Below are 22197 nucleotides of genomic sequence, written 5' to 3'. Positions count from 1 at the left end.
GGCTACCGTCCCCCGTACTTAAGGTTACCTAACTTCGAAGCGGCGCAGGTGTGCAACGACTAGGGTCGTGACACATGGCACGGTTCCCCGACTCCCAGGTGGTCTGGGATCCCTCGGTTCTCGACTACCGTTTCTCCCACTCCCACCCGATGGACCCGGTGCGGCTGCGGCTGACGATGGAGCTCTCGCGGATGCTCGGGGTCCTCGACGGGGCCGAGGTGGTCGCGCCAGTGGAGTTCGACCCGCTGGAGCTCGGGCGTGCCCACACCGACGACTACCTGGCGGCCGTGCGCGTCGCGGGCTCGGGTCGCTCCCGGATCGACCTGACCGGCTACGGGCTCGGCAACGACGACAATCCGTTCTTCCTGCGCATGCACGAGGCCGCGGCGAGCCTCGTCGGATCCACGCTCACCGGCGCGAAGGCGATCGCCGCCGGCCACACCACCCGCGCCGTCAACATCGCGGGCGGGATGCACCACGCGATGCGCTCGCACGCCTCGGGCTTCTGCGTCTACAACGACGCCGCCATCGCGATCTCCTGGCTGCTCGACAACGGCTTCGACCGGATCGCCTACATCGACGTCGACGCCCACCACGGCGACGGCGTCCAGGCCCAGTTCTGGAACGACCCGCGGGTGCTCACCGTCTCCCTGCACGAGGACCCCCAACACCTGTGGCCCAACACCGGCTACCCGACGGAGCTCGGCGGTCCCGAGGCGCGTGGCACGGCCGTCAACATCCCGGTGCCCGCGTTCTGCCCCGATGGGCTGTGGCTGCGTGCCTTCCACGCCGTGGTCCCGTCGATCGTCCGCGAGTTCCGGCCCCAGCTCATCGTGAGCCAGTGCGGCTGCGACTCCCACGCGTCGGACCCACTGACCGACCTCTCGCTCACCGTCGACGGGCAGCGCGCCGCGATCCTCGCCATGCGCGACCTCGCCGACGAAGTGTGCGACGGCCGATGGCTCGCGATCGGTGGAGGCGGCTATCAGCTCGTGCACGTGGTGCCCCGCACCTGGACCCACCTGATCGGTGCCGTCGTCGGGGTCGACATCGATCCGGCCACACCCATTCCCGAGGAGTGGAAGGAGTTGGCCGCGAGCTTGCCCACCGACCAGGTCGGCGCCGTGAGCGGCCTGCCGGACACGATGGGCGAAGGCGGGGTGACCGCGTTCACCCCGTGGGAGCCCTCTTCCTACGACCCGACCGCCGCCCCCGTGGAGGCCACCGCCGACCGCTTCATCGCCCGCGCCCGCTCCGCTGTCTTCCCTCTCCACGGACTGGACCCGGAGGATCCTCGTGACTGACGACATGCCCCTGCACCCCTCGGGTCCTGCCACCGAGCCGTTCCCAGCGCCGAGCCCGCAGGCACCGTCGGGACCGTACGAGTTCCCCGCGCACTGGGTCGCCGACGTGCTGGCCTCCGACGGCGGCGTCGTCCACCTGCGGCCCGTCGTGCCCGACGACGCCGACGACATGGTCGCCTTCCACGCCGGACTCTCCGAGCGCACTCGCTATCTGCGCTATTTCGGTCCCTATCCGGTCATGCCGCCGCGCGACGTCGCCCGGATGACCACCGTCGACCACGAGCAGCGCGTCTGCCTGCTCGCGATCCTCGGCGGCAAGATCATCGCCGTCGGGCTCTACGAGGGCCTTGCCGACACCGGCAAGCCGACCTCGGCGGAGGTCGCCTTCGTCGTCGCCGACGAGCACCAGGGCCGCGGCCTCGGGCCCATCCTGCTCGAGCACCTCGCCGGGGCCGCGGCCGAGAACGGCTTCCACCGCTTCGAGGCGGAGGTGCTCGCCGAGAACCGCTACATGGTCAATGTCTTCAAGGCCGCCGGATACGAGCTGCGGCGCAGTTTCGACGGCAGCGTGGTGCACGTGGAGTTCGGCATCGACCCCACCGAGGCACTGGTCGCGGTGCGCAACGCCCGCGAGCTCGCCTCGGAGGCGCGCAGCGTGAGCAATGCGCTACGGCCGGAATCGATCGCCGTGATCGGTGCGTCGGCCACCCCCGGCAAGGTTGGCCACGCGGTGCTGCGCAACATCATTGCGGGCGACTTCGCCGGCCCCGTGTACCCGGTGCACCCGGAACGCCGTTCCGTGGCGGGCATCCGCGCCTACGAGTCGGTGCGCGACATCCCGGACCAGGTCGACCTCGCCGTGGTCGCCGTGCCCGCCGACAACATGGACCAGGTTCTCGACGACTGCCTCGCCAAGGACGTACGGACGCTACTCGTCGTCTCGTCCGGCTTCTCCGACGCTGGAGGCCGGGGCAAGGAGTCGGAGCGGCGACTGCTCAAAGCCGTACGCTCGCACGGGATGCGGTTGATCGGCCCCAATGCGCTCGGCGTCATCAACACCGACCGCGCGGTACGGATCAACGCGACCCTCGCCCCCGTCGTCCCCGGGCGCGGCAACGTGGGCTTCTTCTGCCAGTCCGGCGCCCTCGGCATCGCCATCCTGGACACCGCGGCGAAACGCGGTGTGGGCCTGACGACTTTCGTCTCCGCCGGTAACCGTGCCGACGTCTCGGGCAACGACGTCTTGCAGTACTGGGATACTGACGACGCCACCGAGGTGGTGCTGCTCTACCTCGAGAGCTTCGGTAACCCGCGCAAGTTCGGCCGCATCGCGCAGCGGCTGTCCCGGCAGAAGCCGATCGTCGCCGTGCATCGTGGCGGGATCGACGCCGACCGTCGCCGCCGCGGCTCGGAGGCGCTGTTCGAGAACTCGGGTGTCGTCCAGGTCGATTCGATCCCCGAGCTGTTCGACTGTGCGACCTTCTTCAGCTATCAGCCGCTGCCCGTTGGCCCCCGAGTCGCTGTCATCGGCAACTCGACGGCCCTCGGGATCCTCGCCACACACACCGGAATCCGCGCGGGGCTCGACGTCGCGCAGCCCGTCGACCTCGGCGCCGCGGCCACGCCCGAGGAGTTCGGCGCCGCAATCGACGCCGCGCTGGCCGACGACGCGGTGCACGCGATCATCGCCGTCTTCGTCCCACCGGTGGAAGCGCCCCCCGAGGCGCACGCAGCGGTCCTGCTCGAGGCCTCCCGCAAGCAGATCAAGCCGATCGTCTCGACCTTCCTGGCCTTCGACGGCGTCACCGAACTGCTCGCCGTCACCGACGAGGACGGCGTGCGGGTCCGCGGCTCGGTCCCGTCATACCCCGAGCCCGAGCGTGCGGCCCGGGTCCTCGCCCACGGCTGGCGGTACGCGCAGTGGCGCGCCCGGCCCGTCTCCGACACCGCGCGGCCCGACCGCACCGACGTCGAGACGGCCCGTACCCGCGTCCGGGAGTGGCTGCCAGGCAATGGCGCCGACACGGGCGCCGTCACGCTGAGCTTCGATCAAAGCGCGGAGCTGATGGGGCTGTACGGGATCGGCGTCGTCGCCTTTGACGTGGCTTCCACACCGGAGGCAGCGGCGGCGGCAGCGGACAGGCTGGGGTACCCCGTCGCGGTCAAAGCGATGGGAGAGCGTTGGCGCCTGCGCGCCGACCTCGCGGCGGTCCGCCTCGACCTCGCGAGCCCGCAGGCCGTGGCGGACGCCTTCGCCGAGCTCGCCGAGGCGACGGGGGAGTCGACGCTGCATGTGCAGCGGATGGCGCCCAAGGGCATCGGCTGCGCCGTCGGCTACGAGAACGACCCGCGGATCGGTCCGCTGCTGTCTTTCGGTCTCAGCGGTGCCGTGCCGGAGCTGTTGGGGGACCGTGCCTACCGGCTGCTACCGCTGACCAATGCTGCGGCCGCGGATCTCGTCACGGCCACCCGTTCGGCCCCGCTGCTGGACGGTTTCGCTGGCGAGTCCGGTGTCGATCGCGCGGCGCTCACCGACGTGGTGACCCGCTTGGCGGCCCTGGCCTACGAAGTGCCCGAGATCGCCTCGATCGACTGCCAACCGATCCTCGCCACGACCGACGGCGCCTCGGTGCTGTCCGCGGTGATCCGCATCGGCCACGCCAGCGACGTTCTCGCCCAACAAGCGGAACCGCGCCGGCTGTGACAGCCGACGCGGTTCCTGAGAGAGTGGTTCGGGACTAGCTCGCGTATGCGCGCAGCCGGTCGGCCCGCTCGCCGTTGCGGAGCTTGCTCATGACCTCGCGCTCGATCTGACGCACGCGCTCGCGGGACAGCCCGAAGAGCTTGCCGATCTGGTCGAGGGTACGCGGCTGGCCGTCGTCGAGGCCGTAGCGCAGCCGAATGACCTGCTGCTCCCGCTCGTCGAGAGTGCCGAGCACTGAGCGCACGTCGCTGTGCATGAGTCGCGAGATCACGGCGGACTCTGCGGACGCCGCTTCCGCGTCCTCGATGAAGTCACCGAGCGGCGCCTCCTCGTCGGACCCGACCGGCATGTCGAGGCTTACCGGATCACGCGAGTGGTCCATGAGGTCGGCGATCTTCTCCGCCGGGATGCCCGACTCCTCCGCGAGTTCCGCGTCCGTGGCCTCGCGGCCCAGCTGCTGGTGCAGCTCGCGCCGGATGCGGGCCAGCTTGTTCACCTGCTCCACGAGGTGGACGGGCAGGCGGATGGTGCGGGACTGGTCCGCCATTCCGCGGGTGATCGCCTGCCGGATCCACCAGGTGGCGTAGGTCGAGAACTTGAAGCCCTTGGCGTAGTCGAACTTCTCCATCGCGCGGATCAGGCCGAGGTTGCCCTCCTGGATCAGGTCCAGCAGCGGCATTCCGCGCCCGGTGTAGCGCTTGGCCAGCGACACCACGAGGCGCAGGTTGGCCTCCAGCAGGTGCTGGCGGGCCGCCTGGCCGTCGCGCACGATGAACGCCAGGTCGCGCTTCTTCGAGGCGGCCATCCGCTTTTTAGTGGCAAGGAGGTGCTGTGCGTACAACCCCGCCTCGATGCGCTTGGCCAGATCAACCTCGTCCTCCGCGGACAGCAGCGCGGTGCGGCCGATGCCGTTCAGGTACACCCGCACCAGATCCGCGGCGGGACTCTGTGCATCGAGATCGGCCTCGGTCAGCGGGGGCCGCACCCGATCAGCGGGGCGGGCTGCGGTGCTAGCAGTGTTGACGCGGTGTGCCATGTGGCTGCCTCCTGTTCGCCGGTACATCAGGTTCAACGGACGGCGGGCGCACAGAGTTCCCGAGCCCGGATCCCCTGACCTGCGAAAACAGCGAGGCGTTCTGAGAAGTTGCTTAGAGGAAGGTTACGAATCCGTGCCGGTGCAGGTCGGCGAGCAACCGGCGGGCCGGATCTGCCAGGTCGTCCTCACCCGTGGCCGCCTCGAGCAGGACGACGAGGTCTTCGGTGGGGAGTTCGCCGCGGCATCCGGCGAGCAGGCGTGCGCCGGCGTCGTCGAGCTCGTGCACCCAGCGCGGGCCCGACATCCGGGTCACGCGCACCGCCACCTCGTCCCAGCCCTCGTCGCCGGTCACCGACACGCGCTCGAGCGCGACGTCGTCGCCGAGCAGCGGGCGGGCGGCGTCCAGGTCGGCGTCGCGCAGCCACGCCATCCGCGCGAAGTGCGCGGGGACCTCGTCGCCGAGGGGATCGTCGAAGGGCTGGCTCAGCTCCTCGCAGACCACCTCCGACGGGCCGTCGATCGCCCGGAGAAGCACGAAGCCGAAGCCGATGCCGGTCACTCCGGCGTCGGCGAGGTGGGCGAGCCAGCGGTCGGACTTCGCGCGACCCTCGCCGACGCGGGGGTCGAGTCCCTCATCGCGGAGCCAGGTGCCCACGTACAGCGCGGGATCGGCGACGTCGCGCTGCAGCACCCACGCGGCGATGCCGTCCGCGGGCAGCCAGGACGCGACCCGGGCCTGCCAGGTCTCGTCGTCGCCGTGCACCCACGAGGCGAGCAGCGCCGCGGTGCCGCGCGGCGCCAGATGATCGGGCGCGCCCCGCACCACCAACTCGGAGGCGCCGTCGAGATCGAGGCCGGAGTCGCGATAGGTGTGGTCGACCCGGCCCTCGCCCACGACGAAGGGCGGGTTCGCCAGGAGCAGGTCGAACCGGCGTCCCGCGACGGGCGAGAACCAGTCGCCGGTCAGTACTTCGACGTCCGCGCCGTTCAGCGCGGCGGAGGCGGCGGCGAAGCCGGCGGCCCGCTCGCTCAGGTCGGTGGCGGTGACCGCGCCCGCGAACCGGGTCGCGGCGCACGCGTGCACGCCGCAGCCGGTGCCGAGGTCGAGGACGGTGCCCACCGGCTCGCGGGGCGTGGCCCGCAGCAGCGACTGCGAGGCGTGGCCCACGCCCAGTACGTGCTCGCGGTGCTGCGCGTGCGGTCGCATGAGGCCGTCGAGGTCGGAGAGGAACCACTGCGGACCGTCGGGCAGGTCGAGCGGCCGCAGGCTCAGCGCGGCCCGCACCCGCGAAGGGTCCTCGGGATCGGCCTCCAGCAGGCCGGCTGCCAGGGCCTCGTCGACGGTGACGGGAGCCAGGGCACCGTCGACCTGCGCGCGGGGGACCGGCGCGGCGGCGAGGAACAGGCGGATCAGCACGTCCAGGGGCGCGCCGCCGGAGGCCGCGGCCTCGACGGGGCCGGGCTCGCCGCGCGAGAGGCAGCCGTAGGCGTCACCCAGGCGGCCGGCGACGGCGGCTTCCGAGAAGTCGGCGGCGGCCAGCACGGGGCCGAGCCGACGGCACAGTGGTGCCAGGCCGGGGGAGAGCAGCACCTAGTCGCCGCGCGTCGAGACGGTCGTGATCGGGTGACCCTGCAGGGCGAGGCGATCCAGCTTGCGACGGGTGAAACGGTCGGGCTCGCCCTTGCGTTTCTTGGGCCGGTCGTTGGCGCGGATCACGGCGATCCACGGGATGGGGATGGAGCCGCCGAGCACGGCGAGCGCGATCATCCAATTGCCGGTGGCCGAGTAGATCCACGCGGAGATGACGAGGGCGGGAATGCGGATCGCCATGATCATCAGGTAGCGGCGGACGCGCCGCCGATGCTGCTCGTCGTACGAGTCCTCCGCGTCCGTGATGACGTAGGTGTTCTCACCTTGGTTTCCCACACTTCGATCGTCCCACTGCGGCTGGCAGAATGAAAGTCATGAGTACGAAGACCCTGGAGAAGCCGGACGTCGACGTCGACGCCGATACCGGCACCGACGACGACACCCCCAAGTTCTTCCACTACGTGCGGAAGAACAAGATCGCCGAATCGGCCGTGATGGGCAACTACGTGGTCGCGCTCTGCGGCGAGACCTTCCCGGTCACCAAGTCCGCCAAGCCCGGCTCGCCGGTCTGCCCCGAGTGCAAGAAGATCTACGACCGCATGAAGAAGTAGCCGCTCACCGCGGCTCCACCTCGCGCGGGGGCCGGGCAGGCGGCACGCGTGGGGCCTCGGGCTCGACGGTGCGCCGCGCCGGCACGTCGGTCTCGACGGTGCGCTGCGGCGCGACGGCACTCGGCGCGGCGGCGGGCGACCCTCCGGAGACCGGCGTTTCGGTGTCGGCGGACGGTTCGTCGGCCTCCGCCCGCTGGCGCCGGCGGATCGGGTCGGTCGCGCGGCGCAGGCCCTCGGCGGCGGCTTTGCCGGGATCGGGAATCCCCGCCTCTTTGATCTGCTCGACGACCCAGTCCCGCAGCTGATCGGTGCGGATCTCGCGCGCGGGCCAGCGGTTCTGCAGCGCGGCGTTGAATTCGGCGCCGACCATGACCGCGAAGCCGAGGAAGAACGTGAACAGCAGGAAGGCGATCGGCGTCGCGAGCGCGCCGTAGGAGATGCCGCTTCCCGACGCGATGAACGACAGGTACACGCGGAGGCCGGTCGAGGCCACGAGGAAGATCAGCGCGGCGAGCGCTGCACCCGGCACGTGCCGGTACCAGGGCAACGGCCGCGGCAGCGCCTGCCGATAGAGCAGCGCGAGGCCGCCGACCAGCATGAGCACGACGAAGGGCAGGTACCCGAAGTCGATCAGCTGGGCGACTGCGGGGTGCCACGACGCGGGGATGTACTTGATGATGAAGCTGGGCCCCAGAGCGACGAGCGGCAGCGTGAACACTGCGATCACCAGGAACTCGAGGTAGAGCACCAGTGCGAACAGCCGCTGGTACACCGGATTGCGCACCGTGTGCTGATCGTGCGCCATGCTGATCGAGTCCACGTACGACGACAGCGCCGACGACCCGGCCCACAGCGCGAGGATGAAGCCCACTGAGACCACGTCGCCGCGGCCCTGCTGGAGCACCCCGTCGACCATCGGCCGGATGATCTCGTCCACCACGTTGGGCGTGAAGACCCGCAGGCCGAAGGAGATGAGCCGGTCATGGATCACCCCGATCGTGTCGGGGCCGAACCAGTTCGCCACGTAGCCGATGAGGCCCATCAGTGCCAGCAGTAGCGGCGCCAGTGACAGCGTGGTCCAGAAGGCCGCCTGGGCGCTGTGCCCGACGATCGAATCGTCCCAGGACTTCACGACGGTGCGCCACAGCACCTGCGGCATGCCCTTGACGACGCCCCACGCCCGGGTGGGGAAGGAGGCGCGCCGGGGCCGATCCAGGTCCTGGGTGTGCGGACCCGGATCGCGTGGCTCGGCGTCCTGTGCCGGGCCCGGTTGCCGGCCTCCCGGCGTGCCGTGTGCGTCGTCCATCATGTTCAGTCTTCCGCACCGGGGCCGATCACGCCGTAACCGGGATCGCCGCGTGTTGCGAGTAGACTGCTCCCGGGTTCACGATCGACCCGCCCGCGCCGCGGACTCGCGCCGGACGGGCTTCTCTCGCGGTTTAGGGGTGCGTTTCTCGATGGCGGTTTCACTTCGTGTCTGGCAGCGCCGTGCGCTCACGAAGTACCTGACCTCGAAGCCTCAGGACTTCCTCGCGGTCGCGACTCCCGGCGCCGGAAAGACAACGTTCGCGCTGCGCGTCGCCGCCGAGCTGCTGGCCGATCGCACCGTCGAGCGGATCACCGTCGTCGCGCCGACCGAGCACCTCAAGTACCAGTGGGCCGAGTCGGCCGCGCGGAACGGCATCAACCTCGACCCGAACTTCACCAACTCGGGCGGCAGCACCTCGTCGGACTTCGACGGTGTCGTCATCACCTACGCCCAGGTGGGCATGCACCCGTACAAGCACCACGCGCGCACCTCGGCTTACAAGACGCTTGTCATCCTCGATGAGATCCATCACGCCGGTGACGCGAAGAGCTGGGGCGAGGGCGTGCGCGAGGCCTTCGCGCCGGCGACGCGACGGCTCGCCCTCACCGGTACCCCGTTCCGCAGCGACGACAACCCCATCCCGTTCGTCACGTACGAGCCGGAGTTCGGCGGCGGCCAGCGCTCCAAGGCCGATCACGTCTACGGCTACTCGGACGCGCTCGCGGACGGCGTCGTCCGCCCCGTCGTCTTCCTGGCCTATTCCGGGCAGGCGAGCTGGCGCACGAGCGCGGGCGAAGAGTTCACCGCCCGCCTCGGTGAGCCGCTGAGCAAGGAGCAGACGGCCCGCGCCTGGCGCACCGCCCTCGACCCGCACGGCGACTGGATCCCCGCGGTGCTGCACGCCGCGAACACGCGGCTCGAGCAACTGCGTCGTGCGATGCCCGACGCGGGCGGCCTGGTGATCGCCACCGATCAGACGACGGCGCGCGATTACGCCGAGCTGCTCGAGGAGATCAGCGGCGAGAAAGTCACCGTCGTGCTGTCCGACGACCCGACGGCGTCGAAGCGGATCTCCGCCTTCTCCGAGGGCACGGACAAGTGGATGGTCGCCGTCCGCATGGTGTCCGAGGGCGTCGACGTGCCGCGCCTCGCCGTCGGCGTGTACGCGACGAGCGCCTCGACGCCGCTGTTCTTCGCTCAGGCCATCGGGCGTTTCGTGCGATTGCGCGTGCCGGGCGAGACCGCGAGCGTCTTCCTCCCGTCGGTCCCGGTCCTGCTGGACCTCGCCGCGAAGCTCGAGGAGCAGCGCGACCATGTGCTCGGCAAGCCGCACCGCGAGTCCGACGGGCTCGAGGACGCGCTGCTCATCGACGCGAACAAGCAGAAGGACGAGCCCGGCGAGGAGGAGAAGGCGTTCGTCTCGCTGCACGCCGACGCCGAGCTGGATCAGCTGATCTACGACGGCTCCTCGTACGGCACCGCCACTTTCGCGGGCAGCGAGGAGGAGGCCGACTACCTGGGGCTACCGGGGCTGCTGGATGCTGAGCAGATGCGTGCGCTCCTCAAACAGCGTCAGAAGGACCAGGTGGACACCCGCTCGGTCGAGGCCGAGCGCCCCGCGGCGCCCGCGCAGGTCGAGGAGCGGGCGACCGCCGGCGCCCAGCTCTCCGCGCTGCGGCGTGAGCTGAACTCGCTGGTCGCGATGCATCACCACCGGACCGGCAAGCCGCACGGCGTCGTGCACAACGAACTGCGTAGCAGGCTCGGCGGACCTGTGACCGCGATGGCATCGGCGGATCAACTGCGCGAGCGGATCGCCGCCCTCCGCACCTGGAAGTGACCCGGCGCCCGCACGGCACCGGCGGAAAGACGGCGACGGCGCCGTGCACCCGGAAGTAGGGCGGGTGCACGGCGCCGTCGCGTCGGAGGAACCTAGACGGTGGCGGGCTCGCCTGTGATGCTCGCGCCCTGCGCCTCGAGCTTCGAGCGGTGCTCGCTGAAGTGGTGGCCGCAGAAGAGCAGCTCGAAGCCCGACGGGAGTACCGCGCGGACCTGAGCGGCCGCCGAGCAGCGATCGCAGCGGTCGGACGCCGTCAGGGGAGCGAGGGCATCGCCCGTAGGGGCCTCTGAAGTGACTGTGTTGGTCATGACTCCTCCGTTCCTCACGAACCGTTCTTACATCTCTATATACGTCCGAGGGTACCCATTTGTTCCACCACACCGGGGAGGCGGGCGGCATGTTCTCCCAGGGTGAACAACTCTCCGGCGGGCAAACGAGGTGCGGGGCGAACGCACGGTCCCTTAGGGTGAGCCGCGTGACACCGCTGATGATCCCCGCGATGTTCGTGATCGGGGCGATCAGCCAGTATGTCGGCGCCTCCCTGGGCGTCGGTCTGTTCGAACACCTCTCGCCTGTCGCGGTCGCGTGGTTGCGCGGCGCCGGTGCAGGCCTGATCCTGCTGATCGCGCTGCGCCCCCGCCGCGCCGACTGGACAGCGGCGCGGCTGCGTGCCGCCGCCCTGTTCGGCACCGTCACCGTTGCCATGAACATGGCCTTCTACGAGGCGATCGACCACATCGACCTGGGCACGGCCGTCGCGATCGAGTTCCTCGGCCCGATCGCGGTGGCGGTCGCGGGCTCCCGGCGCACGGTGGACCTGGTCGCCGCCGCGGCGGCGCTCGTCGGAGTCGTGTGCGTCGCGGGCGTCAACCTCGACGGTGCGGGCCTCGGCTCCGGCGGCGCGATCGGGATCGCCTGCGCGCTGCTCGCGGCTGCCTTGTGGGCGGGCTACATCGTGCTCGGCAAGCGGGTCGCCGACGCGGGCGGCGGCATACAGGGGCTCGGCGTCGGTCTGGCGGCCGGTGCGCTCGTCCTCGCCCTCCCGGGTCTCGGTCCCGACCTCGTGAGTCGCCCCGAGGCCTTCCTCGGCTGGGAGGTGTGGGTCCTCGGCCTGGGGCTCGGCCTGCTCAGCTCGGTGGTCCCGTACGCGCTCGACCAGGTGGTCCTCTCCCGGGTCGGGCGTGAGCGGTTCGCGCTGCTCCTCGCCCTGCTGCCGGTGACCGCCACGGGCGTCGGCGCGGTGATGCTGGGCCAGCGGCCGGGATGGCTCGAGGCCGTCGGCATTGCGCTCGTCGTGATCGCCATCGCCCTCACCTCGCGGCGGACGCCGGCGCCAGACTCGGGTGGTTAGCGTGTCGCACCATCCTCGCCGTCGATCGGGTTAGATTCGGGTATGCAGATCGGTGATCCCCATTCGTCCGCCCACCCGCCCCGCCCGGATCGCGACCCGTTCGGCGCACCGTCGGGCGGGCTCGACCGCCGGCGGTTCCTCGCCGGCTTCGGCGTGCTCGCGGGCACCGCTGTCCTCGCGGCCTGCGGCGTATCGGGGCCCGGCGGCGGATCGCCGTCCTCCTCCGCGAAGCCGCCGCGGCCGCTGACGGGGCCCGACCTGAGCGGCGCGGCGCCCGGCGTGCGCGTGCAGGACGACCTGTTCCGGCACGTCAACGGCGCTTGGGCCGACGGCTATCGCATCCCCGCGGACAAGGCCTCCTTCAACACCTTCACGGACCTGTCGGACCGCGCGCTGGACCAGCTCAAGGCAATCATCGAGAGCATCAAGGACCCGCGAACCCGCAGCGACGAGGCGAAGATCCGGGACGTCTACGACTCCTTCATGGACACCTCCCGGATCGACCGAGAGGGCGCCGGCCCGATCAAGCCCGATCTGGAGGCGATCGACAAGGCCGCCGACAAGGCGGCCCTCCTCGACGTCATCGGTGCGCACGAGAAGCAGGGCGTGGACGGGCTCGTCGGCTTCTACGTCGACACCGACCAGAAGGACTCCTCGAAGTACGTGCTCAGCCTGGTGCAGTCGGGCATCGGCCTGCCCGACGAGGCCTACTACCGCGATGCGAAGTACGCCGAGGTGCGCGACAAGTACCGCGCGTACCTGGAGAAGGTCGCCTCGCTCGCGGGCCTGGCCGATGCGCCTGGCGTCGCGGCCCGGGTGTTGGCCTTCGAATCGTCGGTGGCCAAGGGGCATTGGGACCGGGTCCGCTCGCGCGACGCCACCGCAACCTACAACCCGTACCCGTGGGCCGAGCTCGCGAAGCTGGCCCCGGGCTACGACTGGGACCGCTGGCAGAAGGCGGTGGGCATCAAGGCCGACGATGCCAAGAACGTGGTCGTCTCGCAGCCGAGCTTCCTCACCGCCGCGGCGAAGCTGTGGGGGGACACCGACCTGAACACCCTCAAGGACCACGCCCGGATCCAGGTGGTGCGGGCCTACGCGGCCTACCTCTCCGAGCCCTTCGTCACGGCGAACTTCGAGTTCTACTCCAAGACCCTCAGTGGGGTCGAGCAGCAGCGCGACCGCTGGAAGCGGGGTGTCGCCGTAGTCGAGGGCGCGCTCGGCGAGGCGCTCGGAAAGCTGTACGTCAAGAAGCACTTCCCGTCCGACTCGAAGCAGCAAGCCGAGCAGCTGGTGAACAACCTCCGCAGTGCCTACCGCGCCAGCTTCGAGGACCTCGACTGGATGACCCCGGCCACCCGGCGGGCCGCCTCCGCCAAGCTGGAGAAGATCCGCACCAAGATCGGCTACCCCGACCAGTGGCGCGACTATGGCGATCTCAAGACCGACGGTACGTCGATCGTCGCCAACGTCCGTGCCTCGGGCGAATTCGAGAACGCGTACCAGCTGGCGAAGCTCGCCAAGCCGGTGGACAAGGGCGAGTGGCTGATGACGCCGCAGACGGTGAACGCCTACTACAACCCCGGTATGAATGAGATCGTCTTCCCAGCGGCGATCCTGCAGTCGCCCTTCTTCTCGCCGGACGCGCAGGCCGCGGTCAACTACGGCGGAATCGGCGCTGTGATCGGTCACGAGATCGGCCACGCCTTCGACGATCAGGGCGCCAAGTACGACGGCGACGGCAACCTCAAGGACTGGTGGGAGCCGGCCGACCGGGCCGAGTTCGACAAGCGCACCAAGGCGCTCATCGCGCAGTACGACGCGCTGGTCCCCGCCGGGCTGCCGCCGACCAACAAGGTCAACGGCGGTCTCACGGTGGGGGAGAACCTCGCCGACCTGGGCGGCCTATCCATCGCCATCGCCGCCTACCGGATCGCCGTGGCGAATCGTGACGTCGGCACCGAGGGCGCGGCATCGGCGAGCGGCGCACCGTCGGCCGGCGCGAGCGCCTCGCCGAGCGCCGGAGCGGCCGCCGGGCCGGACCTGACGCCGCTGTTCCTGAGCTGGGGCCGGATCTGGCGGAACAAGGCGCGGGAGGCTTCCGCGATCCAGTCGCTGGCGACGGACCCGCACGCGCCGAACGAGTTCCGCGCGAACCAGGTGGTGAAGAACGTGGGAGCGTTCGTCGAGACCTTCGGCGTGAAGCCCGGCGACAAGGAGTGGCTGGAGCCGCAGAACCGCGTCAAGGTCTGGTGACGGTCCTCCCGCCGGGCTCGTCGGGCCCGGCTGGGTGGAACCGCCAGGTCCAGTCCGCGGTGCGGCGGCGGACGGCGGGGATCCGGGTGACGGGCCAGAGCAGGTAGCCCAGGAGCACCGCCCGCAGGTGCCCGAGCGTCGAGTACATGCCGAAGAAGGGCAGCGTCAGCCGTACCAGCACGGGCAGAGCCAGCATCGCGGCGAGCCGCCAGCGCCATCGCGGGATCCGGTAGACGAGCAGTCCGAGCACGCACAGACTGCCGTAGCTGACGCCGACGTCGATCATGCCGCGCAGGTCGAGATCGTCGGTGATGATCCCGTGCGCCAGCAGGCGATTCGCCGAGAGCACCGAGATCAGCGATGCGGTCGCGCTGCCGGCGAAGTAGATCAGCGGCATCCCGATGTGCCCCAGCCAGCGCTCGGCGGGCCCGAGGACGAGCACCGTCATCAGTGTGGCGAAGACGATGTCGACGGGCTCGATCCACAGCGCCGAGGTGATGAGCGCCTGTAGCGGGTGGGTGCCGAACCGGTCGAGGTTGGTGCTGTGCACCTGCAGGACCTCGTCGGCTAGGCGGTCCGGCAGGCCGAGCAGCATCACGGCGTTGACCGTGACGACGAGCCACAGCACCGCCGCGACGGGGCTCGCGATGACCCACGCCCGGGCGTACCGGGCCGAGCGGAGCATCCACCCCGATCCGGGCCCGGCGCGCCGGACGTTCCCGACGGCGGCCCAGAGGAGCGCGACGGCGATCAGGCCGATCAGCAGGTCCATGTGCCCAGTACAGCACCGTCGTGCGGGGTGAGGGCTACAGGCCCATGTCCTTGGCGATGATGGTCTTCATGACCTCGGACGTGCCGCCGTAGATGCGGTTGACGCGGTTGTCGGCGTAGAGCCGGGCGATGGGGTACTCGTTGATGTAGCCGTAGCCGCCGTGCAGCTGCAGGCAGCGGTCGATCACGTCGGAGGCGGCCTCGGTGCAGAACAGCTTGAGCGAGGCGGCGTCGGCGGCGGTCAGCTGGCCCGCGTCGTGCAGCTCGAGGCCGCGGTCGACGCTGGACTCCATGGCGTCGACCTTCGCCTTGCACGCGGCGAGCTCGAACTTGGTGTTCTGGAACGAGGCGACGGACTTGCCGAAGATGTTGCGGTCCTGCGTGTACGCCTGCGCGAAGCGCACGGCGGCGGAGGCCTGCGAGTACGCGCCGACGGCGATCGACAGGCGCTCCTGCGGCAGGTTCTGGCCGAGGTAGGAGAAGCCCTTGTTCTCCTCGCCGAGCAGGTCCGCGACGGGCACCTTCACGTCGGTGAACGAGAGCTCGGCGGTATCGGAGGTGCGTAGGCCGATCTTGTCGAGCTTGCGGCCGACCGAGTAGCCCTCGAGCGCGGTGTCCACGACGAAGAGTGAGATGCCGTGGCGACGGTCCTCGGGGGTCGACGGTGCGGTGCGCGCGCAGACGATCACGCGGTCGGCGTTCACGCCGCCGGTGATGAAGGTCTTGGCGCCGTTGAGGACGTAGTGGGTGCCGTCCGCGGAGAGCTTGGCGGTGGTCTTCATGCCCGCGAGGTCGGAGCCGGTGCCGGGTTCGGTCATGGCGATGGCGAACATCAGCTCGCCCGCGGCCATGCCGGGCAGCCAGCGTTGCTTCTGCTCGTCGGTGGCGAGGCCGGTCAGGTAGGGCAGGCACAGCGCGATGTGCACGCTCGAGCCGCCGAAGGAGACGCCGGCGCGGCCAAGTTCCTCGCTGATCACGGCCTGGTACTTGAAGGACTCGATGCCCGCGCCGCCGTACTCCTCGGGCACCTCGATGCCGAAGACGCCGAGTTCGCCGAGCTTGGGGTAGAAGTCCTTCGGCACGATGCCGTTGGCGTACCACTCGTCGTAGTGCGGCACGACCTCCGCCTCGATGAAGGCGCGGAGGGTCTCGCGGAAGGCCTCGTGATCGGCGGTGTAGACGGTGCGACGCATGGTGGTTCTCCTCAGGTTCTCTACTTCGGGGTGTCGGTGGTGTTCGCCCCAACGGTGCGCAGGGCGAGGTCGGCGTAGAAGTCGCCGATGCGGTCGGGGGTGATCTCGCCGCCGTCGTGGTACCAGCGGCCGATGTCGATGCCGCTGGAGAGGACGGCGATGGTGGCCATCCGCGGGTCGGGCGTGTCGAAGGAGCCGTCCGCGACGCCGGCGTCGACGATCGCGCGCAGCCGGCGGGTGATCTCGCGGCGGAGGCCGCCGATCTCGGCGCGGTGTTCCTCGGTGAGCGCGTCCAGTTCGTAGTTGACCACGCGGACACTGGTGTGCGACGACGCGTGGTGCGTCGCGAACGCCCGCATCGCGGCGGTGAGCCGCCGAGCGGGGGTGTCAGCGTGGTCGTCGACGGCGTCGATCGCGTCGATGATCCGTTGGTGTCCGACGCGCGAGAGCTGGTGCAGCAATTGTTCTTTGGACTTGTAGTGCACGTACACGGCGGCGGGGCTCATGCCGGCGGCCGAGGCGATGTCGCGGGTGGTGGTGCCGTGGAAGCCGCGTTCGGCGAAGGCCGCCGCGGCGGCCGACAGCAGCCGCGCGCGGGTGGCGTCCGCGCGGGATGGCGCTTCGGGTTCGGTCATCGTTTCCCTCCGGCGGCACCGCGATGCGGCACGTCGACGCGGTGTCTCTAGTGTGAACGGGACCACAGAGATCGGTCCGTTGACGACCGGCTCTCAGTGGTGCACAGTAGATGGTACACCGCTAAGCGAGCGCTTAGTTAGTAATGGTTCAACTCGGAGGTCATCCCATGCCCGAAGCCGTCATCGTCTCCACCGCCCGGTCGCCCATCGGGCGTGCAGCGAAGGGCTCGCTCAAGGACGTCCGTCCGGACGACCTCTCGGTCCAGATGGTGCGCGCCGCCCTGGAAAACGTGCCCGGGCTCGACCCCCGCGAGATCGACGACCTGATGTTCGGCTGTGGGCAGCCCGCGGGCGAGTCCGGCTTCAACATCGCCCGCGTCGTTGCCGTCGAGGCCGGCCTCGATCACCTGCCCGGCGTCACCGTCAATCGCTACTGCAGCTCGAGCCTGCAGACCACGCGCATGGCCTTCCATGCGATCAAGGCGGGGGAGGGCGACGTCTTCATCTCCGGCGGCGTCGAGACCGTGAGCCGCTACATCAAGGGCAACGCCGATGGCCTGCCTGACACCAAGAATGCTCTCTTCGCCGACGCCGAGGCGCGCACCGCGACCTTCGCGGGCGGCGGCCAGACCTGGGTCGACCCGCGCGAGGCGGGCGTCCTGCCGGACGTCTACATCGCGATGGGTCAGACCGCCGAGAATGTCGCCCAGTTCAAGAACGTCAGCCGCCAGGACCAGGACGAGTGGGGCGTGCGCAGCCAGAACCGCGCCGAGGCCGCCATCGCCTCGGGCTTCTGGGCCAAGGACATCACGCCGGTCACGCTCGCCGACGGCACGGTCGTCTCGACGGACGACGGTCCGCGCGCCGGCGTCACGTACGAGGGCATCGCCGGGCTCAAGCCGGTCTTCCGCCCGGACGGCACCGTCACGGCCGGCAACTGCTGTCCGCTCAACGACGGCGCGGCCGCCGTGGTGATCATGTCCGACGAGAAGGCCAAGGCGCTCGGCCTGACGCCGCTCGCGCGCATCGTCTCCACCGGCGTCACGGGCCTGTCGCCCGAGATCATGGGCCTCGGCCCCGTCGAGGCGTCGAAGCAGGCGCTGCAGCGCGCCGGCCTGTCGATCGGCGATATCGACCTCATGGAGGTCAATGAGGCCTTCGCGGCGCAGGTTATCCCGTCGGTGCGCGACCTCGGCATCGACGCCGACAAGGTCAACGTCAACGGTGGCGCCATCGCCGTGGGCCACCCCTTCGGCATGACGGGCGCGCGCATCACCAGTACGCTCATCAACTCGCTGCAGTGGCACGACAAGCAGTTCGGCCTCGAGACCATGTGCGTCGGCGGCGGCCAGGGCATGGCGATGATCATCGAGCGGCTCAGCTGATCCGCTTCTGACTCTTCCTAGAGCGGCCCGCACGTCCTCGACGTGCGGGCCGCTCCGTCGTTTCCGGGTGTGCGCACATAACGATCCGTACTGTGAGGAGCGTCACAGGAGTTCATGCACTCAAGAGGGTCGTCACACGCCGCGGTGTGTCGTAGGCTACAAACTAAGCGAGCGCTTAGTCAGTTTGAACGGAAGGTGTGTGGAGCATGACCCGATTCGCCGGGAAGACCGCGATCGTCACGGGAGCGAGCCGCGGCATCGGCCTGGCCATCGCCCAGAGGCTGGTGGCCGACGGTGCGAAGGTCGTCATCACGGCCCGCAAGCAGGAGGCGCTCGACGCCGCGGTCGCCGGGCTGGGCGGCCCCGAGGTGGCCGTGGCCGTGGCGGGTTCGGGCGACGACGAGGCGCACCAGGACCACGTGATCGCCACCGCGATCGAGACCTTCGGCAGCGCCGACTTCTTCGTCAACAACACCGGCATCAACCCGGTCTACGGCCCGCTCATGGAGATCGACATGGCGGCCGCGCGCAAGATCTTCGAGGTCAACGTGCTCTCCACCCTGTCCTGGACCAAGAAGGTGTACGCCGCATGGCAGAAGGAGCACGGCGGCGCCATCGTCAACGTCGGTTCCGTCGCCGGCCTGCGCCCTGCGCCCGGCATCGCCTTCTACGGCGTCTCCAAGGCCGCGGTCATCCACCTCACCGAGGAACTCGCCGTCGAGCTCGGCCCGGACATCCGGGTGAACGCCGTCGCGCCCGCCGTCGTCAAGACCAGGTTCGCCACCGCCCTGTACGAGGGCCGCGAGGAGCAGGTCTCCGCCGCGTACCCGCTCAAGCGGCTCGGCGTGCCCGACGACATCGGCTCGGTCGTCGCCTTCCTGCTCTCCGACGACGCCGCCTGGATGACCGGCCAGACGCTCACCGTCGACGGTGGCGTCCTGCTGACCGGCGGGGTGTAGCCCGTGGCAGGCTTCGACCCGAAGGACAAGGGCGTCGTCGTGACCGGTGCGGGCAACGGTATCGGCGCGGCACTCGCCCGCGAGCTCGCCGCGCGCGGGGCTCGCGTCGTCGTCGCGGACCTCGACGCCGACGGTGCCGCACGGACCGTCGCCGAGATCGCCGCTGCCGGCGGCTCCGCGTACGTCGCGCCCGGCGACGCCGCCTCTGAGGAGGGCGTCACCGCCCTCGTCGAGACGGCGCGCCGCGAGCTCGGCGCCATCGACGCCTGGTACGCCAACGCCGGCATCGACCGCGGGCGCGGCCTCGAGACCCCGGAGTCCGACTGGGCGCTGTCGCTGGACGTCAACGTGATGGCCCACGTGCGTGCCGCCCGGCTGCTCGTGCCCGAGTGGGCCGCGAGTGGCGGCGGCAGGTTCGTGGTCACCGCCTCCGCGGCAGGGCTGCTCACCATGCTCGGCGCCCCCGCCTACTCGGTGACCAAGCACGCCGCCGTCGCCTTCGCCGAGTGGCTCTCCACGACGTACCGCCATCGCGGCGTGGTGGTCCAGGCGATCTGCCCGCAGGGCGTGAAGACCGGCATGCTCGAGCGCTCCGGCGAACTGGAGGAGCTGCTCAGCCGCGACTCCGCCCTCACGCCCGAGCAGGTCGCGACGCTCGCCGTTGACGCCCTCGCAGGCGATGAGTTCCTGATCCTCCCGCACCCCGAGGTGGCGGGCTACTACGCCGTCCGCGCGACGGCGACCGACAAGTGGCTGCACGGCATGAACAAACTGCAGCAGCGACTCGAGACGAAGGAGAGCGGCCGATGAGGGCCTGGCAGGTACAGGAACTGGGGGAGCCGCTCGCGGTGCTCCGCGAGGTCGACGCCCCGAAGCCGGATCCGGGTCCCGGACAGCTCACCGTCCGCACGCTCGCCGCGGCGGCGAACTTCCCCGACGTGCTCATGTGCCGCGGCCTCTACCAGGTCAAGCCCGACCTGCCCTTCACCCCCGGCGTCGAGCTGTGTGGCGAGGTCGTCGCCGTCGGCGAGGGCGTCGACGGCTTCGCCGTGGGTCAGCGGGTTCTCGGCGGCTCGGCGCTCCCGTCGGGGGGATTCGCCGAGTACGCCCTTCTCACTGCGGCGCAGACGTTCCCGGCGCCGGCGTCGCTCGACGACGCCCAGGCCTCGTCGCTGTACATCGGCTACCAGACCGGATGGTTCGGGCTGCATCGTCGTGCGCACCTACAGGCCGGCGAGACGCTCCTCGTGCACGCCGCCGCCGGCGGCGTCGGCAGCGCCGCGATCCAGCTCGGTAAGGCCGCGGGCGCCAGGGTGATCGGCGTCGTCGGCGGAGCGGACAAGGCCGAGGTCGCGCGCGCCCTGGGCGCCGATGTCGTCGTCGACCGGCGCACTGACGACTTCGTCGAGGTGGTCAAGGCGGAGACCGGCGGACGCGGCGCCGACGTGATCTACGACCCGGTCGGCGGCGACACCTACAAGCGCTCCACCAAGTGCATCGCCTTCGAGGGCCGGATCCTCGTCGTGGGCTTCGCCGGTGGCACCATTCAGGAGGCCGCCCTGAACCACGCGCTGATCAAGAACTACTCGATCGTCGGACTGCACTGGGGCCTGTACAACGCCTACGACCCGGCCGCGGTGCAGCAGTGTCACGCGGAGCTGACCGCCCTCGCCGACCAGGGCCTGGTGAATCCGCTCGTGAGCGAGCGCCTCGCCTTCGACGCCGTCCCCGACGGCCTGCAGCGCCTCGGCGACGGCACCACGGTGGGCCGCGTGGTCTACCAGGCGGCGCAGTGACCGCCGCGAGCCGTGAGGTGGACGCCGTCCTGTTCGACTTCGGCGGCGTCCTCACCGAGCCGATGCGGCACAGCATCGAGGCGTGGATCGCGGACGAGGGCATCGAGCCGGCGAGCTTCACCGCGACCCTCAAGGCCTGGCTCGGCCGGGATGCCCACGCGGGCAGCCCCATTCACCGGCTCGAGACCGGCGAGCTGCCCGAGCCGGAGTTCGACGCCGCCTTCGCCACGGCGCTGCGCACCCGCTCGGGCGTGCCGGTGAACCCCGATGGGGTGTTGCGTCGCATGTTCGCTCGGATCCAGGAGGATCCGGCGATGTGGGCGCTGGCCGCCGACCTGCGCGCCGCGGGCGTGCCCGTCGCGATCGTCTCCAACAGCTGGGGTGGCGGGAACCTCTACCCCCGTGAGCGTCTCGCGGCCCTCTTCGCGCCCGTGATCATCTCGGAGGAGGTGGGGCTGCGCAAGCCCGACCCCGCCATCTTCCGGCTCGCCCTCGACCGGCTCGGCGTGCCGCCCGAGCGTGCCGCTTTCATCGACGACGCGACTCCCAACGTCGCGGGCGCGGCGGCCCTGGGCATCCGCGCGATCCACCACACCGACGCCGGCACCACCCGGACGGCGCTGCGGGAACTCGTTCCCGCACTGGCCGACACCCCCATCCACCCCTGAAGGAGAACACCATGACCCAGCGCATCGCCATCGTGACCGGAGCCGCCCGCGGCATCGGCGCCGAGGTGGCCCGCCGCCTCGCCTCCGACGGGCACGCCGTCGCCGTCCTCGACCTCGACGAGGCCGCCTGCCAGGCGGTCGCCGAGCAGATCACCGCCGCCGGCGGCCGCGCCATCGGCGTCGGCGTCGACGTCTCCGACGAGGAGAAGGTCACGGCCGCGGTCACCCGCGTCGCCGACGAACTCGGCGCCCCCACGATCCTGATCAACAACGCCGGGATCCTCCGCGACAACCTGCTGTTCAAGATGTCCGTCTCCGACTGGGACCAGGTCATGGCCGTCCACCTGCGCGGCGCCTTCCTCATGTCGCGCGAGGTGCAGAAGTATCAGACCAAAGAGGGCTGGGGTCGCATCGTCAACCTGTCCTCGACCTCGGCGCTGGGCAACCGCGGCCAGGCGAACTACTCCGCGGCGAAGGCCGGCATGCAGGGCCTCACCAAGACCCTCGCCATCGAGCTCGGCAAGTTCGGCGTGACCGCGAACGCGATCGCCCCCGGCTTCATCGCGACCGACATGACCGCCGCGACCGCCGAGCGCATCGGCGTGCCCTTCGAGGACTTCAAGGCCTTCTCCGCGAAGGAGATCCCCGTGCAGCGCGTCGGCGAGCCCGCGGACATCGCGCACGCCGCCAGCTTCTTCGCCAGCGAGGGCGCGGGCTTCGTCTCGGGCCAGGTGCTGTACGTGGCCGGCGGGCCCAAGGACTAGGTCCGAACAGGACGAGGAGACGAG

The 22197-nt window shown here is 70.4% G+C and carries 20 protein-coding genes; 12 read left to right on the top strand and 8 right to left on the bottom strand.

Going from position 1 to position 22197, the window contains the following annotated elements; all coding sequences use genetic code 11:
* Positions 1 to 74 precede the first annotated feature (74 nt).
* Together HNP44_RS08775 and HNP44_RS08770 are read left to right on the top strand one after the other, a co-directional pair.
* The gene (locus HNP44_RS08775; protein ID WP_259140153.1) at positions 75 to 1304 is read left to right on the top strand and encodes an acetoin utilization protein AcuC; all 1230 of its coding nucleotides are present in this window, start codon (positions 75 to 77) and stop codon (positions 1302 to 1304) included.
* A 4-nt stretch (positions 1305 to 1308) separates the two neighbouring features.
* Positions 1309 to 4008, top strand: coding sequence for a bifunctional acetate--CoA ligase family protein/GNAT family N-acetyltransferase (locus HNP44_RS08770; protein WP_445515052.1), 2700 nt, complete (start codon positions 1309 to 1311; stop codon positions 4006 to 4008).
* A gap of 34 nt (positions 4009 to 4042) precedes the next feature.
* On the opposite strand, the gene HNP44_RS08765 is transcribed toward HNP44_RS08770, so the two are convergent.
* The 3 genes from HNP44_RS08765 to HNP44_RS08755 all read right to left on the bottom strand — a co-directional run bounded on the left by HNP44_RS08765 (position 4043) and on the right by HNP44_RS08755 (position 6971).
* Complete coding sequence (locus tag HNP44_RS08765; RefSeq protein WP_259140156.1) at positions 4043 to 5044, bottom strand: sigma-70 family RNA polymerase sigma factor; 1002 nt, start codon at positions 5042 to 5044, stop codon at positions 4043 to 4045.
* A 112-nt stretch (positions 5045 to 5156) separates the two neighbouring features.
* On the bottom strand, positions 5157 to 6635 hold the full coding sequence (locus HNP44_RS08760) for a DUF7782 domain-containing protein (protein ID WP_259140158.1): 1479 nt from the start codon (positions 6633 to 6635) through the stop codon (positions 5157 to 5159).
* Complete coding sequence (locus HNP44_RS08755) at positions 6636 to 6971, bottom strand: DUF3099 domain-containing protein (RefSeq protein ID WP_224645750.1); 336 nt, start codon at positions 6969 to 6971, stop codon at positions 6636 to 6638.
* Positions 6972 to 7009: 38 nt separating this feature from the next.
* Here HNP44_RS08755 and HNP44_RS08750 point away from each other — a divergent pair, with 38 nt between their 5' ends.
* Positions 7010 to 7246: a DUF3039 domain-containing protein gene (locus HNP44_RS08750; protein ID WP_068525069.1), complete on the top strand. Its 237-nt coding sequence runs from the start codon at positions 7010 to 7012 to the stop codon at positions 7244 to 7246.
* 4 nt (positions 7247 to 7250) lie between these two features.
* Here HNP44_RS08750 and HNP44_RS08745 read toward each other — a convergent pair whose 3' ends face one another.
* The gene (locus HNP44_RS08745) at positions 7251 to 8552 is read right to left on the bottom strand and encodes a YihY/virulence factor BrkB family protein (RefSeq protein ID WP_259140160.1); all 1302 of its coding nucleotides are present in this window, start codon (positions 8550 to 8552) and stop codon (positions 7251 to 7253) included.
* 151 nt (positions 8553 to 8703) lie between these two features.
* On the opposite strand from HNP44_RS08745, the gene HNP44_RS08740 reads away from it, so the two are divergent.
* On the top strand, positions 8704 to 10395 hold the full coding sequence (locus HNP44_RS08740) for a DEAD/DEAH box helicase (protein WP_259140161.1): 1692 nt from the start codon (positions 8704 to 8706) through the stop codon (positions 10393 to 10395).
* A gap of 92 nt (positions 10396 to 10487) precedes the next feature.
* Here HNP44_RS08740 and HNP44_RS08735 read toward each other — a convergent pair whose 3' ends face one another.
* The gene (locus HNP44_RS08735) at positions 10488 to 10703 is read right to left on the bottom strand and encodes a DUF7455 domain-containing protein (protein ID WP_259140162.1); all 216 of its coding nucleotides are present in this window, start codon (positions 10701 to 10703) and stop codon (positions 10488 to 10490) included.
* 167 nt (positions 10704 to 10870) lie between these two features.
* Between HNP44_RS08735 and HNP44_RS08730 the strand changes: the two genes are divergently transcribed.
* Both HNP44_RS08730 and HNP44_RS08725 read left to right on the top strand, forming a co-directional pair.
* Positions 10871 to 11746, top strand: coding sequence for an EamA family transporter (locus tag HNP44_RS08730; protein ID WP_310437666.1), 876 nt, complete (start codon positions 10871 to 10873; stop codon positions 11744 to 11746).
* 42 nt (positions 11747 to 11788) lie between these two features.
* Complete coding sequence (locus HNP44_RS08725; protein WP_259140164.1) at positions 11789 to 14002, top strand: M13 family metallopeptidase; 2214 nt, start codon at positions 11789 to 11791, stop codon at positions 14000 to 14002.
* Here the strand turns inward: HNP44_RS08725 and HNP44_RS08720 are convergent.
* Genes HNP44_RS08720 through HNP44_RS08710 form a run of 3 tightly spaced genes read right to left on the bottom strand, consistent with a single transcriptional unit; the run spans position 13989 to position 16601 of the window.
* Positions 13989 to 14774, bottom strand: a complete 786-nt coding sequence (locus tag HNP44_RS08720) for a rhomboid-like protein (RefSeq protein WP_259140165.1) — start codon at positions 14772 to 14774, stop codon at positions 13989 to 13991. The genes HNP44_RS08725 and HNP44_RS08720 overlap by 14 nt on opposite strands.
* Before the next feature lie 34 nt (positions 14775 to 14808).
* On the bottom strand, positions 14809 to 15966 hold the full coding sequence (locus HNP44_RS08715) for an acyl-CoA dehydrogenase family protein (protein WP_259140166.1): 1158 nt from the start codon (positions 15964 to 15966) through the stop codon (positions 14809 to 14811).
* 20 nt (positions 15967 to 15986) lie between these two features.
* Positions 15987 to 16601, bottom strand: coding sequence for a TetR/AcrR family transcriptional regulator (locus HNP44_RS08710; protein WP_259140167.1), 615 nt, complete (start codon positions 16599 to 16601; stop codon positions 15987 to 15989).
* Between the two features lie 167 nt (positions 16602 to 16768).
* Between HNP44_RS08710 and HNP44_RS08705 the strand changes: the two genes are divergently transcribed.
* From HNP44_RS08705 to HNP44_RS08680, 6 genes are all read left to right on the top strand, one after another.
* Entirely contained in the window at positions 16769 to 17986 is a 1218-nt protein-coding gene (locus tag HNP44_RS08705) for an acetyl-CoA C-acetyltransferase (protein ID WP_259140169.1), read from the top strand.
* Between the two features lie 206 nt (positions 17987 to 18192).
* Entirely contained in the window at positions 18193 to 18945 is a 753-nt protein-coding gene (locus tag HNP44_RS08700; protein ID WP_259140170.1) for an SDR family oxidoreductase, read from the top strand.
* A gap of 3 nt (positions 18946 to 18948) precedes the next feature.
* Positions 18949 to 19755: an SDR family NAD(P)-dependent oxidoreductase gene (locus HNP44_RS08695; protein WP_259140171.1), complete on the top strand. Its 807-nt coding sequence runs from the start codon at positions 18949 to 18951 to the stop codon at positions 19753 to 19755.
* Complete coding sequence (locus tag HNP44_RS08690) at positions 19752 to 20741, top strand: NADPH:quinone oxidoreductase family protein (protein ID WP_259140172.1); 990 nt, start codon at positions 19752 to 19754, stop codon at positions 20739 to 20741. Before HNP44_RS08695 ends, HNP44_RS08690 begins: the two co-directional genes overlap by 4 nt.
* Positions 20738 to 21409, top strand: a complete 672-nt coding sequence (locus HNP44_RS08685; protein WP_259140173.1) for an HAD family hydrolase — start codon at positions 20738 to 20740, stop codon at positions 21407 to 21409. Before HNP44_RS08690 ends, HNP44_RS08685 begins: the two co-directional genes overlap by 4 nt.
* 11 nt (positions 21410 to 21420) lie before the next feature.
* Complete coding sequence (locus HNP44_RS08680; RefSeq protein WP_259140174.1) at positions 21421 to 22173, top strand: SDR family oxidoreductase; 753 nt, start codon at positions 21421 to 21423, stop codon at positions 22171 to 22173.
* The last annotated feature ends 24 nt before the right edge of the window (positions 22174 to 22197 follow it).

The organism is Tsukamurella ocularis, assembly GCF_024807615.1.
Taxonomy (GTDB): domain Bacteria; phylum Actinomycetota; class Actinomycetes; order Mycobacteriales; family Mycobacteriaceae; genus Tsukamurella; species Tsukamurella ocularis.
This window is presented reverse-complemented; position numbering and strand designations above follow the sequence as displayed.

Coding starts and splice junctions, on each gene's coding strand:
- HNP44_RS08680 (WP_259140174.1), top strand. CDS start 21,421: ATGACCCAGCGCATCGCCATCGTGACCGGAGCCGCCCGCGGCATCGGC.
- HNP44_RS08720 (WP_259140165.1), bottom strand. CDS start 14,774: ATGGACCTGCTGATCGGCCTGATCGCCGTCGCGCTCCTCTGGGCCGCC.
- HNP44_RS08775 (WP_259140153.1), top strand. CDS start 75: ATGGCACGGTTCCCCGACTCCCAGGTGGTCTGGGATCCCTCGGTTCTC.
- HNP44_RS08705 (WP_259140169.1), top strand. CDS start 16,769: ATGCCCGAAGCCGTCATCGTCTCCACCGCCCGGTCGCCCATCGGGCGT.
- HNP44_RS08740 (WP_259140161.1), top strand. CDS start 8,704: ATGGCGGTTTCACTTCGTGTCTGGCAGCGCCGTGCGCTCACGAAGTAC.
- HNP44_RS08725 (WP_259140164.1), top strand. CDS start 11,789: ATGCAGATCGGTGATCCCCATTCGTCCGCCCACCCGCCCCGCCCGGAT.
- HNP44_RS08770 (WP_445515052.1), top strand. CDS start 1,309: ATGCCCCTGCACCCCTCGGGTCCTGCCACCGAGCCGTTCCCAGCGCCG.
- HNP44_RS08735 (WP_259140162.1), bottom strand. CDS start 10,703: ATGACCAACACAGTCACTTCAGAGGCCCCTACGGGCGATGCCCTCGCT.
- HNP44_RS08700 (WP_259140170.1), top strand. CDS start 18,193: ATGACCCGATTCGCCGGGAAGACCGCGATCGTCACGGGAGCGAGCCGC.
- HNP44_RS08710 (WP_259140167.1), bottom strand. CDS start 16,601: ATGACCGAACCCGAAGCGCCATCCCGCGCGGACGCCACCCGCGCGCGG.
- HNP44_RS08765 (WP_259140156.1), bottom strand. CDS start 5,044: ATGGCACACCGCGTCAACACTGCTAGCACCGCAGCCCGCCCCGCTGAT.
- HNP44_RS08690 (WP_259140172.1), top strand. CDS start 19,752: ATGAGGGCCTGGCAGGTACAGGAACTGGGGGAGCCGCTCGCGGTGCTC.
- HNP44_RS08745 (WP_259140160.1), bottom strand. CDS start 8,552: ATGGACGACGCACACGGCACGCCGGGAGGCCGGCAACCGGGCCCGGCA.
- HNP44_RS08715 (WP_259140166.1), bottom strand. CDS start 15,966: ATGCGTCGCACCGTCTACACCGCCGATCACGAGGCCTTCCGCGAGACC.
- HNP44_RS08750 (WP_068525069.1), top strand. CDS start 7,010: ATGAGTACGAAGACCCTGGAGAAGCCGGACGTCGACGTCGACGCCGAT.